This is a genomic window from Paraburkholderia acidiphila (assembly GCF_009789655.1).
In the GTDB taxonomy this organism is placed as follows: Bacteria; Pseudomonadota; Gammaproteobacteria; order Burkholderiales; family Burkholderiaceae; genus Paraburkholderia; species Paraburkholderia acidiphila.
On record NZ_CP046910.1, the window covers coordinates 1,851,891 to 1,867,103 of the forward strand.

The 15,213-nt window shown below is 61.0% G+C and carries 12 protein-coding genes; 2 read left to right on the top strand and 10 right to left on the bottom strand.

Features of this window, described 5'->3' with window-relative positions:
* Nucleotides 1-122: 122 nt before the first annotated feature.
* The gene (locus FAZ97_RS22735) at nt 123-473 is read right to left on the bottom strand and encodes a response regulator (RefSeq protein ID WP_158760648.1); all 351 of its coding nucleotides are present in this window, start codon (nt 471-473) and stop codon (nt 123-125) included.
* Between the two features lie 237 nt (nt 474-710).
* Between FAZ97_RS22735 and FAZ97_RS22740 the strand changes: the two genes are divergently transcribed.
* Complete coding sequence (locus FAZ97_RS22740) at nt 711-986, top strand: hypothetical protein (protein WP_158760649.1); 276 nt, start codon at nt 711-713, stop codon at nt 984-986.
* 6 nt (nt 987-992) lie between these two features.
* On the opposite strand, the gene ydiJ is transcribed toward FAZ97_RS22740, so the two are convergent.
* On the bottom strand, nt 993-4,043 hold the full coding sequence (gene ydiJ, locus FAZ97_RS22745) for a D-2-hydroxyglutarate dehydrogenase YdiJ (RefSeq protein ID WP_158760650.1): 3,051 nt from the start codon (nt 4,041-4,043) through the stop codon (nt 993-995).
* A 96-nt stretch (nt 4,044-4,139) separates the two neighbouring features.
* On the opposite strand from ydiJ, the gene FAZ97_RS22750 reads away from it, so the two are divergent.
* On the top strand, nt 4,140-5,057 hold the full coding sequence (locus tag FAZ97_RS22750; RefSeq protein WP_158760651.1) for a LysR substrate-binding domain-containing protein: 918 nt from the start codon (nt 4,140-4,142) through the stop codon (nt 5,055-5,057).
* 70 nt (nt 5,058-5,127) lie between these two features.
* Here the strand turns inward: FAZ97_RS22750 and FAZ97_RS22755 are convergent, their stop codons facing one another.
* The 8 genes from FAZ97_RS22755 to FAZ97_RS22790 form a co-directional block, all read right to left on the bottom strand.
* The gene (locus FAZ97_RS22755) at nt 5,128-6,681 is read right to left on the bottom strand and encodes a tetratricopeptide repeat protein (RefSeq protein ID WP_233271740.1); all 1,554 of its coding nucleotides are present in this window, start codon (nt 6,679-6,681) and stop codon (nt 5,128-5,130) included.
* A 129-nt stretch (nt 6,682-6,810) separates the two neighbouring features.
* Nucleotides 6,811-7,668, bottom strand: coding sequence for a glycosyltransferase family protein (locus FAZ97_RS22760; protein WP_158760653.1), 858 nt, complete (start codon nt 7,666-7,668; stop codon nt 6,811-6,813).
* 72 nt (nt 7,669-7,740) lie between these two features.
* Nucleotides 7,741-8,622, bottom strand: coding sequence for a DUF5672 family protein (locus FAZ97_RS22765; RefSeq protein ID WP_158760654.1), 882 nt, complete (start codon nt 8,620-8,622; stop codon nt 7,741-7,743).
* Nucleotides 8,623-8,962: 340 nt separating this feature from the next.
* Nucleotides 8,963-10,309, bottom strand: coding sequence for an MFS transporter (locus FAZ97_RS22770; protein ID WP_158760655.1), 1,347 nt, complete (start codon nt 10,307-10,309; stop codon nt 8,963-8,965).
* 479 nt (nt 10,310-10,788) lie between these two features.
* Nucleotides 10,789-11,097 carry a hypothetical protein gene (locus FAZ97_RS22775; RefSeq protein WP_158760656.1) on the bottom strand — a complete coding sequence of 103 codons (309 nt, stop codon included), beginning with the start codon at nt 11,095-11,097 and terminating at the stop codon, nt 10,789-10,791.
* Nucleotides 11,098-11,303: 206 nt separating this feature from the next.
* Nucleotides 11,304-12,719, bottom strand: a complete 1,416-nt coding sequence (locus tag FAZ97_RS22780) for a DUF1254 domain-containing protein (RefSeq protein WP_158760657.1) — start codon at nt 12,717-12,719, stop codon at nt 11,304-11,306.
* 37 nt (nt 12,720-12,756) lie between these two features.
* Nucleotides 12,757-13,518 (bottom strand): transporter, encoded by a 762-nt coding sequence (locus tag FAZ97_RS22785; protein WP_158760658.1) that lies wholly within the window; start codon nt 13,516-13,518, stop codon nt 12,757-12,759.
* Between the two features lie 155 nt (nt 13,519-13,673).
* A complete protein-coding gene (locus FAZ97_RS22790) occupies nt 13,674-15,053 on the bottom strand; it encodes a DUF1254 domain-containing protein (RefSeq protein ID WP_233271741.1) in 1,380 nt (459 codons plus the stop codon).
* Between the last annotated feature and the right edge of the window lie 160 nt (nt 15,054-15,213).

Here is a 15,213-nt window from a genome sequence, read left to right on the forward strand (position 1 = left end):
CTGGACACCAGAACGACAATGTTCGTGGAGATTCGAGGCGGCGACAAGCGAGACAGCGTGCGCAATTCTTGTTCCCGGCTCCCGGTGGGACCCGTCGCGTTAGCGGCAACGCGTCACCGGCGTCACAGGCAAGCCAGCAGGTCTTCGAGCCGCACCGGTTTCGTCAGACATTTATCGAAACCGGCGGCGGCTGCCCTGGCGGCGACGTCCGGGTCGGTGAGACCCGATAGCAGAACGTACCGGGTAGTCGACAAGGCCGGGTTGAGCCGAAGCTGGCCCACCAGTTCACCGCCGGTCATGTCCGGCAGCTTCCAGTCGACGAAAGCGAGTTCGGGAAGGAACGACCCGGAAATGAGCAAGGCCTCTTGTCCATCTGCGGCGCATCGGGCTTCGTGACCTTCGAACTCGACGAGCGCCGCGAGCGCGTCTGCAACGTCGCGGTTGTCGTCGACAAGCAAGATTCGTTTTGGCATCGGGCGCAATCAAGACCTGTTTGACTCGTGGTTCGCCTTCGAGTGTACCCGCGCCATCACGATAAATCCATCGTCCTACTGATCAATTCGCAGCACGATTCTCATGGCAGCAACGTGGCGCCTGCTTAACTCGTTGTTACGAATCTCGCAGCACCGTTTCACCTGTGTCGAAGCGCGAGACCTAGACTCCGAACCGTGCTCATCAACAACGCACGCAGTGTGCGAAGGAGTCGCAACATGAAGAAGACGATTCTCGGCCTGGTCCTGGTCGCAACGGCATTGGGGGCTTCGACCGCGGCATTGGCCCATGTGGATGTCGCCTTGGGCGTTGACGTGCCGGGCGCGGCCTATGCCCCGGCTGCAATCCAGACCGACTGGAGAGGCGACGACGACTGGCGCGCGCGGCAGTGGCGGGAACACGAGTGGCGCGAGCACGAACGCCGCGAGCACGAATGGCGCGAACGGCAGTGGCGCGAACGCGAATGGCACGACCGAGGCCGCTACGACTATTGATCGGTTTCAGCGCAGGGCGTCCAGCAACACCTGAACCGGGTGACGCAATTGACGCCCACGCAAGCGCTTGACCTGGCAGCGGCACGAATAGCCCGTGGCGAGCAGTTCTTCCGCCCCGTGCGTCGCCGTCGATGCCGCATCGACATGCTGCGCCCACGATTGCTCGAAGATCGCTGCCGAAGTCGCGCGATTGCGCGCCTCGTGGCCATAGGTGCCCGACATGCCGCAGCACCCTCCAGCCGGCGTCGCGAGCGCGAGGCCCGCCGCGGCGAATACGTCTTTCCACAAGAGCGTGGCGGCGCTCGCGTTGGTGCGCTCGGTGCAATGCGGGAGCAGGCGGAACGACTGCGTCGCGCGATGCGCCGTATCGCCTGCGCGCATTGCGCCAATCAACCATTCCTGCGGCAGCAGGACCTCTGGCGCCGCCTCGATGCCTTCCACCTTGCGGTACTCCTGGCGGTACACGAGCGTCATGGCCGGATCGATGCCGACGAGCGGTACACCCGCTCTGGCAAGCTCGGCCAGTTGCGCCGCATTGCGCCGCGCAACGCGGCGAAACTGCGGCAGAAACCCCTGGACGTGCAGCGGCTTGCCGCTCGGAGCATAAGGCGCGACGAATACCTTGAAACCAAGACGCGCGGCGAGCTCCAGAAACGCAGCGGCGACCGACGTCTCGAAGTAACGCGTAAACGCATCCTGCACCACGATCACGCTGCGCTCGCGCTCGGCTTCGCCAAGCATTGCCAGCCGTTCGGTCGTTGCGATCTGCGCTCCCGACTTGCGCAGCACTCCACGCCATGACATGCGGCTCAACAACGGGCTATCGACAAGGCCAACGCAGCGCCCAAGCAGCGATTTGACAAGACCTGCGCCCATCAGCGCGTTGTACACGCCGCCCGCGCCAGGCACGGCCGCTACGCGCGGCACCGTGAATTCGAGCGCACCGATCAAATAGTCACGCAGCGGACGCAAATAGCGCGTGTGATAAAGCTCCAGAAAGCGCGCGCGAAACTCGGGCACGCTCACCTTTACGGGGCATTGCCCCGCGCATGACTTGCACGAGAGGCAACCCGCCATGGCGTCATAAAGCTCATGCGAGAAGTCCTGCTCGCCCTGGCGTTTGCGCACGCTATTGACGAGACGCAGCGGCAACGCCGCCGCGACCGGGGGCGCGGCGAGATCCACTCCGGCGTCTTGTTGCTTGCGCAACCATTCCCGCATCAGCGAAGCACGACCCTTCGGCGAATGCACGCGCTCGCGCGTGGCTTTCCACGACGGACACATGGCATCGTTCGGATCGAAGTTGTAGCAGGCCCCGTTGCCGTTGCAGTGAACGGCGTCGGCGTTGGCTTGCCAGACGCGCTCGTCAATACGCCGGTCCAACTCGCCGCGTAGCCGCGTCGTGTCGATCTTCAACAGTGTCGCATTCACGCCCGCTGGCGTCGCGATCTTGCCTGGATTGAGCTGATTGTGCGGATCGAATGCCGCCTTGAGCCGCTGCAGCGCCGGATACAAAGGCCCGAAATACTCGGGCACGTACTCGGAGCGCACGCCCTTGCCATGTTCGCCCCACAGCAAGCCGCCATACTTCATCGTCAAGGCGGCCACGGCATCCGAAATGGGGCGCACGAGCGCGGCCTCGTCGGGATTGCGCATGTCGAGCGCGGGCCGCACGTGGAGCACGCCTGCGTCGACGTGGCCGAACATGCCGTAACGCAGGCCGAAACCATCGAGCAGCGCGCGAAACTCGGCAATGTAGTCGGCGAGGTTTTCGGGCGGCACGGCCGTGTCCTCCACGAAAGGCTGCGGGCGGCTCGCACCGCTTGCGTTGCCCAGCAGGCCCACCGCGCGCTTGCGCATCGCATAGACGCGATGGATCGCCGCCTCACCGTCGGCAATCGTATGGCCGAGACGCTTCACGCTCGCGTCCGCGCCCAGGTGCGCCGCGAACGCCGCCACGCGTGCGCGCAATTCGTCCGCGTCGTCACCGCTGAATTCGACCATGTTGATGCCGCTCGCACCGCCTTCAATTCCATCGTCGGCGGGGAAATACTCGGCCACGCTTTGCCAGACAATGTCCTCGCGCGCCAACCGCAACACAGTGGAATCCACGGTTTCGATCGAGAGCGGACGATGCGCCATCAGCGCGCGCGCGTCGCGCAAGGCATCCATGAAGCCCTCATAGCGGATATTGACGAGCACGGCGTGCTTCGGCACCGGCAGCACGTTCAGCGTCGCCTCGACGATGAAGCCGAGCGTGCCTTCCGAGCCGCACAGCACGCTATTGATGTCGAAGCGCCCCGCGCCGTCACGCAAATGAGCGAGGTCGTAACCCGTCAAGCAGCGGTTCAACGCGGGAAAACGCTCGCGTATCAGGCCGGCTTCACGCTGGCTGATATCGTGCGCGGTGCGGAAAACCTCGCCGACCTTGTCCGCACGCGCGCAAAGCGCGCTGAGTGCGTGCTGATCGACCGGCGCGCTCGACATTCGCTCGCCTCCGACCAGGACCGTTTCCAGCGCGAGCACGTGGTCGCGCGTTTTCCCATAGGTGCAACTGCCCTGCCCGCTTGCGTCCGTGCTGATCATGCCGCCGATGGTCGCGCGGTTCGAAGTCGAAAGCTCCGGCGCGAAAAAGAGGCCGTGCCGCTTCAGTTCGGCATTGAGCTGATCCTTGACAACGCCGGCCTCCACTCGCGCCGTACGCGCAACCGGATCGATTTCGAGGATGCGGTTCATATGCCTCGACATATCGACCACGATACCTTCGGTCAGCGACTGCCCGTTCGTGCCCGTGCCACCGCCGCGCGCCGCGACCGCCACGCCGCGAAAGGCGTCGCGACCGAGCAGGTTTGCGAGCCGTGCGACATCCTTCGCATGGCGCGGGAACACCACCGCTTGTGGATAGCGCTGGTAGATCGAGTTGTCCGTGGCCAGCACCGTGCGCGTGGCGTGACTCGCATCCACTTCGCCTTCGAAGCCCGACACCTTCAATTCATGCAAAAATTGACGGGTCAGGGGGCTGCCGAATTCGTCGATGCCAAGCTGGGCAATGGCCATGCTTCCCTCAAAGTCTCTATTTATGGTATGGAATTGTCACCTTCCAACCGGCACCGGGCAAACGTAAATTGGTTGGGTTTATCATGAGGTTTATGAATGAATTACCGTAAGCTCACGCCTTCCATGTCACTGCTGCTCGCGTTCGAAGCGTCCGCGCGCCACGAGAGCTTCACGCGTGCCGCGCAGGAGCTGTCGCTCACGCAGAGCGCCGTGAGCCGCCAGGTTCAGGCGCTTGAAGCGATGCTCGACCTTGCGCTCTTCACGCGCGAAGGCAAACGCATCATTCCGACCGATATTGGCCGGGCCTATATGGCCGAGATCTCCCACGCGCTTACGCTGATCCGCAGCGCAACGCTGCAAGCCCTCACGGCCAACGCGCCGAAAACGCAGTTACGCGTCGCGACCCTGCCGACGTTCGGCGCCAAGTGGCTGCTGCCGCGCCTGCACCGCTTCTATCAGGCACACCCCGATTTGCAGATCGATCTCGACTCGCGTATCGAGGCCGCCGATTTTTCGACCCAGGACCTCGACGCCGCGATCGTCGTGGGCGACGGCCGCTGGCCCGGTGTAACGGCGCACAGGCTCTATGCGGAAGAACTCGTGCTGGTTGGCAAACCCACCGCGTTGCCGTTCGCGAAAAAACCGAAGCGCCGGGCCGCCGCGCCGACCATCGAATCGCTCGATGGCCTCACGCTGCTGCGCGTGCGCAGCTTTCCCGACGCATGGCGCGAATGGTGCGCGCATTTCGGGTTGCCTCACGACGCGCTACGTCCGGGCCCGAGTTTCGAGCTGACCTCGCATTTGATCCAGGCGGTCGTCGCCGGTATCGGCGTGGGCCTCGTGCCGCGTATGCTGGTGGAAGACGAATTGAACGAGAAGCGGCTTCTCAGCCCGTTCGAAGCGGTGCCAAGCTCGCGCTCGTATTACCTGGTCTACCCGGAGCGCGCCCAGCGTCACCCCGTCCTCGTTGCGTTTCGCGACTGGCTGCTGGAGGAGCTTGCCGGGCAGCAGTGATTCCAGGGTTGCATCCGCAAGGGGATGCGCAATGAAACTCGCTGCCCGCGTGTTTCTGGGCGCGCGCTATTCAAGCCTGCGAAATGGCGGTTTCGTTCACCGGATAGCGCGTGGCGAGCGTGTCGAGCACGCAGTTTAGTACGTCGTCCCAATTGTTACGTTCTTTCTGCGTGAAGAGACGCAGGCCCGAATACCACGGGCTGTCGTCGCGATCGCGCAGCCAACGCCAGCAGCCCGCAAAACGGTTGAGTAGCCAAACCGGCTTGCCCATTGCAGCAGCCAGATGCGCCACCGACGTATCGACCGAGATGACGAGATCGAGGCCGTCGATCAACGCCGCCGTGTCGGCGAAATCGCCGACCTCGTCCATCCAGTCGGTGACTTGCGCGCGGTATGCAGGCGGCAATTGCTTCGAAGCGTCTTCGGCTTTTTGCAGGCTGATCCAGTGCGCGCCTTGCCAGGACAGCAGCTTCGCGAACGTATCGGGCGCGATGCTGCGCCGGCGATCCGCCGCCGTGCCTGTATGGCCGCCTGCCCAAACAACACCGATACGCGGCTTCACGTCATTGCCAACCGCGCGTAGCCGGTCGGCCCACCTGTGCGCGCGCTGCGATTCGGCGTGCAGATAAGGCACGAGCGCAGGAATGGTGTCGAGGCGCGTGCCAAGCAGCATCGGCAGCGAGAGCAGCGAGCAGTGCGCGTCCCACTCGCCAAGGTCTGATGGCACTTCGTCGAGCAGCTCGATGTTCGGCCAGCGCGTGCAAAGCGACTGTTCGAACAACCGCCGCAACGGCTTGGGGCAGACGTAGCCAACCCGCGTGCCGTGCGCGAGCGCAACGGGCAAATAGCGACAGAATTGCAGCGCGTCGCCAAAGCCCTGTTCGTGCAGCACGAGCAACCGGCGCTCGCCTGGGAGCGGACCGCTTCGCCACGGCGGAATTGGCAACATGGGGGCGCCCTGCGCCGCTGGCCGATCTCCCGCCTGAAAGCTCGCCCAGCGCTGTTCGAAGTACGGCCATGCTTCTTCGTAATGGCCCGCTGCAAGCAGCGCATGACCCAGGTTGCTGTGAGCTTCGACATTGCGCGGATCGAGCGCGATGGCACGCTCGAAATGGCCGATGGCGGTGACGAGATCGCCGAGATCCTTCGTGACCGTCCCGAGATTGTTATGCGCCGCCGTGTGATCGGGCTGACGCGCAAGGGTTTGACGGTAGCTCTGCGCAGCCGCCTCGGGCTGATCGTCGAGTTGCAGGGCGACGCCGAGGTTGTACGAGAGCAGCGACGTATCGACTGCCGGGAAGCGCTCACGTGCACGCCGCAGGCCCAGACGTGCGGTTTCGGCGGCGGCGGCGTAGTCGCCAAGGCGCGTTTGCGTCACGCAAAGGCTGTTGCAGTACACGGGGTGCGGGAATAGCTGAACGGCGCGCCTCAGCCATATTTGGGCTTCAGCCGGCGAGCCCATCGCGAGCGCGATTAGCCCGCGCCTGTGGAGCGCGTCGCTGTTGCGCGGATTCGCCGCGATAGCTTTGTCGGCGAGTTGCAATGCGCTTTGCCAATCGCCTGCGGCGTAGGCGCGATCGGCGGCCTCCAGATACGACTGCGTGTGTTTGATGGGGGATGACACGGGCGCGCCTCGGTCGGTTGATTGACGCGCACGGATTCTGTTATTCAATGCGCGAACTATCGATGTCTGACGAGAGCCGATTGTCATTACTGAATGTATGGCACGGCCATGACCGCCTGGACATCGCGATTAGATCTTCAGATAGGAAAAGGAAGTACCGTAGTCCTGGTCGAAACGATTGAAATAGGTATTTGCCGGATCAAGCCAGCTGGTCAGAAAGTTTCGCGTACATCCGGCGCGCCATGGAAAAGCGACGTCATTCTCACGCGCCAGATAGCCTTGGCTGAATTCCATGAGGACGATCCGCTTTGTCACTCGCGGATAGCAGTTCGCGATATGCATGGGCCCGGAATTCACGCCGATGAACCTCGACGCCGTAGCAATTTCGGCGGCAGATTCCCAAATATCAAGGCGACCACGCAAGTCAACTACATTGTTCCCTTCAACAGGTTTATCGTGTGCCGAACCGATTTGAACGATGAGCCAGTCTTTGTAGTTTCTTCGAATCGCGGCAATGACTTCGTCGCTCATGACCCTGATTTCATCCTCACCAAATCGATATCGAATGACAGGCTCCCCCGACTCCCCGCTTAGTTTGCGATCGGAACCTGTCGTATGAACGACGACCTTGTGAGGAACAATATCCAGATCTTCGTGCGCATAGAGACGAGGATGTCGACTCGATCCGCACTCGAGACCTAGCCTGTGGAGTATGAATTCGGTCTGAGAGCCAAAGATCTCGCTGTTGTACCGTTTCACGTAGCTGTCGGCATCGGATTTCAGACGCGCATCGGGCAAGACGAGCACCTCAGTATCACCTGGACCAGGCGGCCTGAAATCGATGTGAGGGTTATGCTTGAACACCCATACGCGTTGGTCGGAGTAAAACATGCGTTCGCCCCTCTGGGCGTGCCACGCCTGCGGAACAGCAGTCACGGATACCTGATCCCCGATGGCGAAATACGGAATTTGTAGTTGCGTAGCCATGTTTCAACGCGATTCTGGCAAGGTCGAATTTCTGTTCTGTTCAGTTTGCTTGAGCGGCAATCCAATACGGGTTCAACTCGCCTCGCATAGGTCGACGTAGTAACGGGCGACGTCTTCGCTCACGCCGTTGCGAACGAATGCACTTACCAATCCCTCAGCGTTTGCACGGTCCCGGTAGCGTCGATATATGGCATTCACGCAAGCAAATTTCCGGAGGTCGCAATAGTTCTTGAGCAGTGCCACGCCCCTCGGCGAAGTAAGCGTCAGGATGTCAACTGTTCGAATGATCTCGATCATCGCGTTGTCTTCGATATGCCGCCACATATTGAAAACACCGTGAAATCCAAACGTCGGGCGCGATGGAAACGCATACTCGTACGCGAAGAGATCTGCCGCGCTGGCAGGCGCAAAGCGAATGCCATACCTTTCCTCGAGTGCCGGGCGCCAGGTTGAACAGATCAAGGCGTCTTCGCCTTGATCCGGACTTAGCTCAAACTCGTCGTTGGCGATTGCCCTGAGCAACTTCGAAGAACGCAGTGAAAAGCCGCCGTTCCCGACATCCGAGCCTTCCTCCGAATTCGGCCAGCGCGCTCCGATGTAATCGTATTGGTAAAACGCGTCGGTCCATCGCGAACCGTCCACCACGTATCCATCCCATTGCACGGCAAGCACCCAAGGGGTGGAAATGTACTTCACAAGCTCCTTGATCATGAATCTGGAGTAGGTTTCCAGAGACCCGATAGGGTCGATCTGCACGTGCCGTGCGCGAGTCTGCACCACTTCGTGAGTAAAGAGTATTGCTTCACCAAATCGGCATTGCGAAAGTGAAAGATCAAGCGCTCGGGCGGCAAGCGCGGGATTGATCGAATCGACCGCGCAAATCGTTACGTCGCGCAAGTCGGCAAGCGGGTTACTGGGCATGGGGGAATTGTCGACGGAACTGATTGCGTGCATTTCACAAGAATTTCGTCCCGCGGAGTGCTTGCTTGTTGATTCCGCCAAGGCGGCGCGTCGTCAGTCGCAGAACGGGAATCGATTAAACCATCGTCTCAAAAGTCGCGTGAGAAGTACGATTCCAGCTGGGCGAGAGAGGTAGGCCGGTGAGCAGCACTTTATTCGCCGGCCGAAGATCACGGTCGAACACGAGTGCCAGCGGCGTTGAGGTCTTTCCTGCGCTTTGGCAGGCAGCCGCCGGGTGTCTATAGCAACACGTACTGGATAATAAAAGTTGGTGCAAAACGAGTTTGCCCTGCATCGCCCATACGCAACGTGGGGCAACGCAGGGCATCGCGCCTCAGCGGCTAAGCTTCACCGCCGGCACACCCGCCACGAGTGCCGCGCCACTCACCACCAGCAGCGCCGCAAGCAGATACAGCGCGTTGTCCATGCTGCCCGTGTGTGTCTTGATGAGCCCGATCGCCCACGGGCTCACAATGCCGCTCGTAATGCCGATACTGCTGATGAGCGCGATCCCCGCCGCTGCAGCCTTGCCCGAGAGATACGCCGAAGGCACCGCCCAGAAGATCGGCAACGCGGCAAAGATCAGCACCGCTGCGATCGAGAGGATCGCCATCATCGCGGCGAAGCTCGCCAGATGCAGCGTGAGCAGCGCCAGGGCAATGCCCCCGCCTATCGTGCACGCAGCGAAGTGCCAGCGCCGTTCGCCACGCCGGTCCGAGCGGCGCGCAATCCACATGAGGCCCACCGCGCCCACCGCATTCGGAATGACGGTGTAGAGGCTGATCGCCAGCACGTCATGCACGCCGAAGTCGCGAATCATGAGCGGCATCCAGAAGTTCAGCGTGAGCGAGGCACAGGTCAGGGAGAAGTAGATGAACGCGAACAGATACACGCGCGGGTTGCGCAGCGCGGCCCCGAACGAACGCGTGGAATGCGCGTGATCGCCTTCGCCGTCGCGTTGCGCGAGGAGGTACGCTTTTTCCGCATCGGTCAGCCACCTCGCCTTCTCGGGACCGTCCACGAGCCAGAACGCCGCCATGAGGCCGAGCAGCACGGCCGGCAGACCTTCGATCACGAACATCCAGCGCCAGCCGGCAAGGCCCGCCACGCCGGCCATGTCGCGCATGATCCATCCGGAGATGAGGCCGCCCAGCACGCCCGCCACCGCCACGCCAGCGAAGAAGATCGAGAACACGGCCGCGCGGCGGCGCGCCGGATACCAGTACGTGAGATAGAGCACGATGCCCGGAAAGAAGCCGGCCTCGAATACGCCCAGCAGGAAGCGCAGCGCGTAGAACTGCGTGGGGCTCGACACGAACATCATGCTCGTCGAGGCAATGCCCCACAGCAGCATGATGCGCATGAACGTGCGGCGCGCACCAAAGCGCGCAAGCAGCATGTTGCTCGGCACTTCGCACAGCACGTAGCCCACGTAGAAGACGGCGGCGCCGAGGCCATACATTGCGTCGCTGAAGCCCAGGTCGTGCTTCATCTGCAATTGCGCGAAGCCGATGTTGATGCGGTCGAGAAACGACACGACGTAGCAAACGAACAGGAACGGAATCACACGCGCCGACACCTTGCGATAGAGCGCGTCGTCTTGCTGCGAGGGATTGTGCGCGGACGCAGCGTACGCGCGCGCGGCTTCGGACCCGCGGTCCGGGGCAATCGATTGGGGCATCTGCCAGTCTCCAAACATGACTCCGGCTTGCCCGGTCAGATCCGGGCAAGCCGCTGATGCGCGGCGTCTTGCGCGCCTTGCGCGGCTCGCCGGGACGCTTGCTGTGCACGCGTCTCCAGGCAGTGAGCCGATCATAGGTGGGGCGGGTTTAATTTGTCAATGGCGAATCACTTCGTTTTACGCAAATGCGGGTTTGTCTTTAGGCGAGATGGCGGAGTGTTGTTTCGTCCGACAAAATGCGGTTTGCAAACGCTACGCGCGCCAAAGGAAAGTTCTTCGCGGATTGGTGCGCAGACCGATTGCGAACAGGCGGTAGCCGGCCAGGAAGCGACTCTCTTCCGCTCTGTCGCAAAATCGTTCGAATGGCAAATCCATCCAACAAGCAGTCATTCAAGCGCCGAACCTAGCGCTAAGAAAATGGCCAAAACGGCGGTTCCGCAATCAGACGGACAATTGAAAATGATCAATGCCTCGATGGCTTAGTAAACTCGAATCACGGACTTGGGGTCAGGATCCGGCGCGAAGATGATGCCGGACATCGGGCAGACGATCGTGCCCATCACTGCGACGCGCTCATCGGTATACGACGCGAGTTGCAGTCCGCAAAGGCAGCGAACTTGCCAAAGACCTAATCCCGCGAACGGCTCCTGTAGTCGGAAAAGCGCCGCACGGGCCACAACGTGTCGACCGGCAGAAACGGGTCGTCTACGGAAGTTCAATGTCATGGCACCTCCGATATTCGGATCGTCGCCCCCTACTTCCGGGTTCGGCCAGGAACTGCCATTCACGTTCTTCTCCCTCCGTCAGCTTGTGCGTCACCTTCACTTGCAAGAGCGGACAACCGACGCTGCGCCCAGCGTTAGCCAGTCGTACGGCTGGCAACACCAGGTTGCTGCCGGGCGCAAGCTTCGTAAGTCACAGGCTTGCATCGGGAAGAGACGCATCGCGTAACCCCCAGCGATAAATGGTTTGCAGTGCGCCGTGCCGATGTTGCCTAGTTCTCCTTGTTCAATTGAGGCAATGCCCATTTGCCAGAAAGGATGGCATCTGACGGTTGGTACAGGCGCAAGATCACATAGAAATTACCGCTCGGCGCAGGCAGCCAGTTTGCTGCGTCCTCACCCGTTGGCCTGGTGTGCGAAATCGGGATGGTGATCGAGCCGTCCTGTGCAATCTTCAACCCCGGTGTATCGGAGCCCACCTTGTAGCGGCCGATGTCATTGGCGACCAGCATCTTGTCGTCGGCGTTGTACATGGTCAACGACCAGAACGCCCCCACTGGCGGTGCCGAATCGAGTTTGACGACATACTGGTTCGCCCCGCTCAGTGTCTGCCCCTTGCTGTCGGTGTAACGGATCGGATACATGGCCTCGTGCTCGCCCTGGCCGCCCAGATACGGCCCTGCGACCATGGCGCGCAACGGGTAGTTGAAGCCGAAACTATCGAGTCCCGTCACCCAGTTCCAGCCATTGCGTACCGTCGACGTGCTGGCGAACGATGAGATGGCGACTGCGGGTCCGTCGGCGAGGCCTTCCACCATGCCCTTGCGGGTGGCGGCATCCAGCTTACTGGCATCGAAGCCTTTATCGGTCAGGCCAATTCGCGCGAACTGCGCAAACAACGCCTTGTCGGCGGGTTTGACCGGATTATCCTTGAGGGCAGCAGCCAGTTCCGCAAAGAAACCCAGTTCGTCGTTGCCGGTCTGCGGAAGCGGCGGCAGTGTCGGGTTGCCGACTGCCCTGCCACTCAACGGAGTGACGGTGAACTTCTTCTGCAATGCCAGCACGGGTGCAGTATCTTCGCTCTGGTTGACATGCAGTCGCCCCCACAGCCAGACGTTTCGCGTGCTGACGTCCAGACGCTTCGCGTCCTTCGGCAGCGCTCCCTTCCAGCCTGGCGGCACGAGCACGTACTTTCCAGCCCTGGTGCCTGTCGTGCGACGACCGATGTAATGCTCCAACTCCTGCCACATGTTGAAGACGTCAATGACGTAGTAGCGGTCGTGCGTATCGGGCACCGTCAGTACATAGGGTTCGGTGAGGTCAAGCACCGCGCTCATGTAGTACGTGTCGTTATTGGCGGTCGGCATGTCCTTCGCGTCAGGAGACGCGAGCGAGGTCGCCCAGCCGATGTGATCGAGCGGCGCGCGATAACTAGTCGCCGGTTTGGGCGACGGCACATCCGTGTACTCGCGCGCGACGCGTTCCATTCTGACGAGCGGATAGCCCCAGTAATAGGCCATGATTGCGAGGCTATAGCCATCGGCGTGCAGGCCTTTCTGAATGACATCGCGTGTAGCGGGCGTGGTCAGAAGCAGATCAGGAGACGATGTACCTTGTGCAACCGCTTGCGCGCCGATCGCCAGGCAAATTGCGAAAGAACACGCTTTCAACTTTCCGGGCAGCTTCATCCTATGCTCCTGGGGATTGAACGATTTTAGTCTTGAATCAAGCGGGGAACAGGAAAGTCACAATGACTCGCCCTCCCCAGCCGTGGGGCCCCGAACTGGGACTCGCCGCCCAATACCGGACGCCGCCGCCGACGCTGATCGGCTGGCCGCCCACCTTGATGAGTTTGGTGACGGTTGCGTTGATCGGTGTCGACCACTGATTGTGCGTCCAGTCGTAAGTCGATTCGGTGTTGAGCCCAAAGGTCCACGCGTCTTTGGTCGTGTAGTTGAGGAAGGGCTGAAGAAACGTCGAACTGACGCTGTCGCGGCTGCTTTCGCCGGCAAACGACCAGATATGATTGGCCAGCATGCCATAGGTCCATGGCCCCGATTGCATGAGCACGACGGCGGTCGGTCCCGCGCCCCACTTGCGGCTGGACAGCAGCTCATCCGTACCCGTTGGAATCAGAAAAACCGGTCCGACACCCCAGATCAGCCCGCTCGCTGTCGGTTTTTGTGGCGAGAGGAAAATGCTTTGTACAACATCGCCAAGGCCAGTCTGCGATCCCGATCCGGGCGACACGTCGCTCTGCGACACAACCGGCAGAATCGTCCGTGAGATCAGGTTCCAGGTGTCATTCAGGTGAAACGGTATGACGGGCTGGAAGTTCAGCAGAAACTTGTGGCCGTCACGGTTGGGACCGATGTTGTCGTCGTAGTTGAACTGGAACGGGACGCTGATGAGCGCCGCAACCGGGTTGCTGAGCTGCTTGGCCAGATCCTCGTCTGACTGGGCGTGCGCGATCGATGTAACACCCATCGTGATAGTTGCTATCGCAACGAACTTCAAGCGCGCGGATAAGCCGCCCCCCCGTCCGTGCCGCATCGCGCTCCACCTCTCCATCGAGCTCCCCTTTAAGCAGCACCCATAGACAGTTGTCACCACTTCGGTTGGGCTCTAATCGAGCCAACCATTTAGACCAGTTGAAAATCCGATAGCTTGAACGACTTGTTGTTGAGCGATTCAGTCGGACCATAAAGACGCATGGCGGGCAGAGGACGCTTTCCCGCGGTCGGTATCCAGTTGGACTCCAGCCCCTCGGGCGCCTTGGGTCCGACATAGAGCGTGACGCCACCGTCCGCGTTTTTCTTCATGGTGTCGAGATCGTAAGACGAGAGCGTCGTGCGGTTGGACTCGCTGTAAATGAACGCATTGGTGGCCCGGTCATACACGGTGAGCGCCCAAAATTGCTTGACGGGCATCTGGGCTGGAACGTCCAGCTTGTAAAGCCTTCCAGCCTCAAGAAGATTTCCGCTGCTGTCCGCCACGGCCATCAAGTACTGGGTAGCGGGATCATCACTCAGGACTCTGGGCATGTAGGTGCACCAGAAGTATTCGGCCGCTCGATTGATCAGGTCGATCCTGTCGTCATAAACGAATGTGAATGTCCTGTTGTCGTCAGCCTGAAGCAATGAGGCGTAATGCCGGTCCGGCCAGAACAGCTTCTCTCTCGGGAAATGGTCGTACCAGTATTGCAGGTAGAACCACGCGTCGATCGCCGCCTGACGCATGGCCTTCTTCGTCGTTTCGTCGGGCGTGAAAGGCTTACCCTTTTCGATTCCCAGTGACGTGAGCATGCCCATCATGATCTTGTCATGCGCATTGACAGGCTCGACACTCATGACGGCATGCATATCGTCGAAATGCCGCTCATCAAAAAACGGAAGCGTGGGATAGCGATCGTGGATCGGATCGATGAAACGCTGCTTCGGCGGATTCGCGGCTTCCGACAGGTAGTACATGCGTAGCCGCTGGGCATAGTGATAGGCGTCTGTGGCGGACTTGCCCGGCGCGCGAACCGAGCGAAACGCTAGCGCGATCCTGAAATTGGGCGAGGCGACGTGGAGATAGTCCTTGGGAACGGAACCCTTGTAGCCGGGTGCTGTGAACAAGAACTTCGCGCCTTTCCCCTTGTCGCGGCCTGAAGGCCCCACGTCCGCGATCGTGAACTGCCACGCGTCCACAACCTGTCCGTAGACGCTCCCTTCGGCACCGGCGGCGGGGACCTCCAGCACAACGGGCCCTTTTCGCAGATCGGTAAATGCCGCGATGTATGGCGTCGTGCTATTCGCCGTAATGGCTTCGAGCTTCGGCGTCGCCGGCGCCGAATAGGAGATGATGTCGTTGTCCTTGACACCCAGATTGTCAAAGGCTGCCCGCCGGAAGCTGTATATCGCAATCGCGGGCATGTTCCAGAGAACCGCTTCGAACGCCCGCTGATATTTGATCTGGTAATCAAAGTCCTTGATCGAGGCAGTCGAGCCGGCCGGCGGTTGCCCGCCTAGTGGTTCCATGGGACTCCCCGCTCCCGACGCCAGAGGCGTCGGCGCCTCGTCGGCTCCGACATTCGTGCTTTTACCAACGGCTGCGATCCCCGCCACCATTGCCATGCTCACGCGGTGAAAGTCTCTGCGCGAAAGTGTCATCGTGATGCCCTCTGAGGATGCCGGCGGC

Coding starts and splice junctions, on each gene's coding strand:
- FAZ97_RS22735 (WP_158760648.1), bottom strand. CDS start 473: ATGCCAAAACGAATCTTGCTTGTCGACGACAACCGCGACGTTGCAGAC.
- FAZ97_RS22740 (WP_158760649.1), top strand. CDS start 711: ATGAAGAAGACGATTCTCGGCCTGGTCCTGGTCGCAACGGCATTGGGG.
- ydiJ (WP_158760650.1), bottom strand. CDS start 4,043: ATGGCCATTGCCCAGCTTGGCATCGACGAATTCGGCAGCCCCCTGACC.
- FAZ97_RS22750 (WP_158760651.1), top strand. CDS start 4,140: ATGAATTACCGTAAGCTCACGCCTTCCATGTCACTGCTGCTCGCGTTC.
- FAZ97_RS22760 (WP_158760653.1), bottom strand. CDS start 7,668: ATGGCTACGCAACTACAAATTCCGTATTTCGCCATCGGGGATCAGGTA.
- FAZ97_RS22765 (WP_158760654.1), bottom strand. CDS start 8,622: ATGCACGCAATCAGTTCCGTCGACAATTCCCCCATGCCCAGTAACCCG.
- FAZ97_RS22770 (WP_158760655.1), bottom strand. CDS start 10,309: ATGCCCCAATCGATTGCCCCGGACCGCGGGTCCGAAGCCGCGCGCGCG.
- FAZ97_RS22780 (WP_158760657.1), bottom strand. CDS start 12,719: ATGAAGCTGCCCGGAAAGTTGAAAGCGTGTTCTTTCGCAATTTGCCTG.
- FAZ97_RS22785 (WP_158760658.1), bottom strand. CDS start 13,518: ATGGGTGTTACATCGATCGCGCACGCCCAGTCAGACGAGGATCTGGCC.
- FAZ97_RS22790 (WP_233271741.1), bottom strand. CDS start 15,053: ATGGAACCACTAGGCGGGCAACCGCCGGCCGGCTCGACTGCCTCGATC.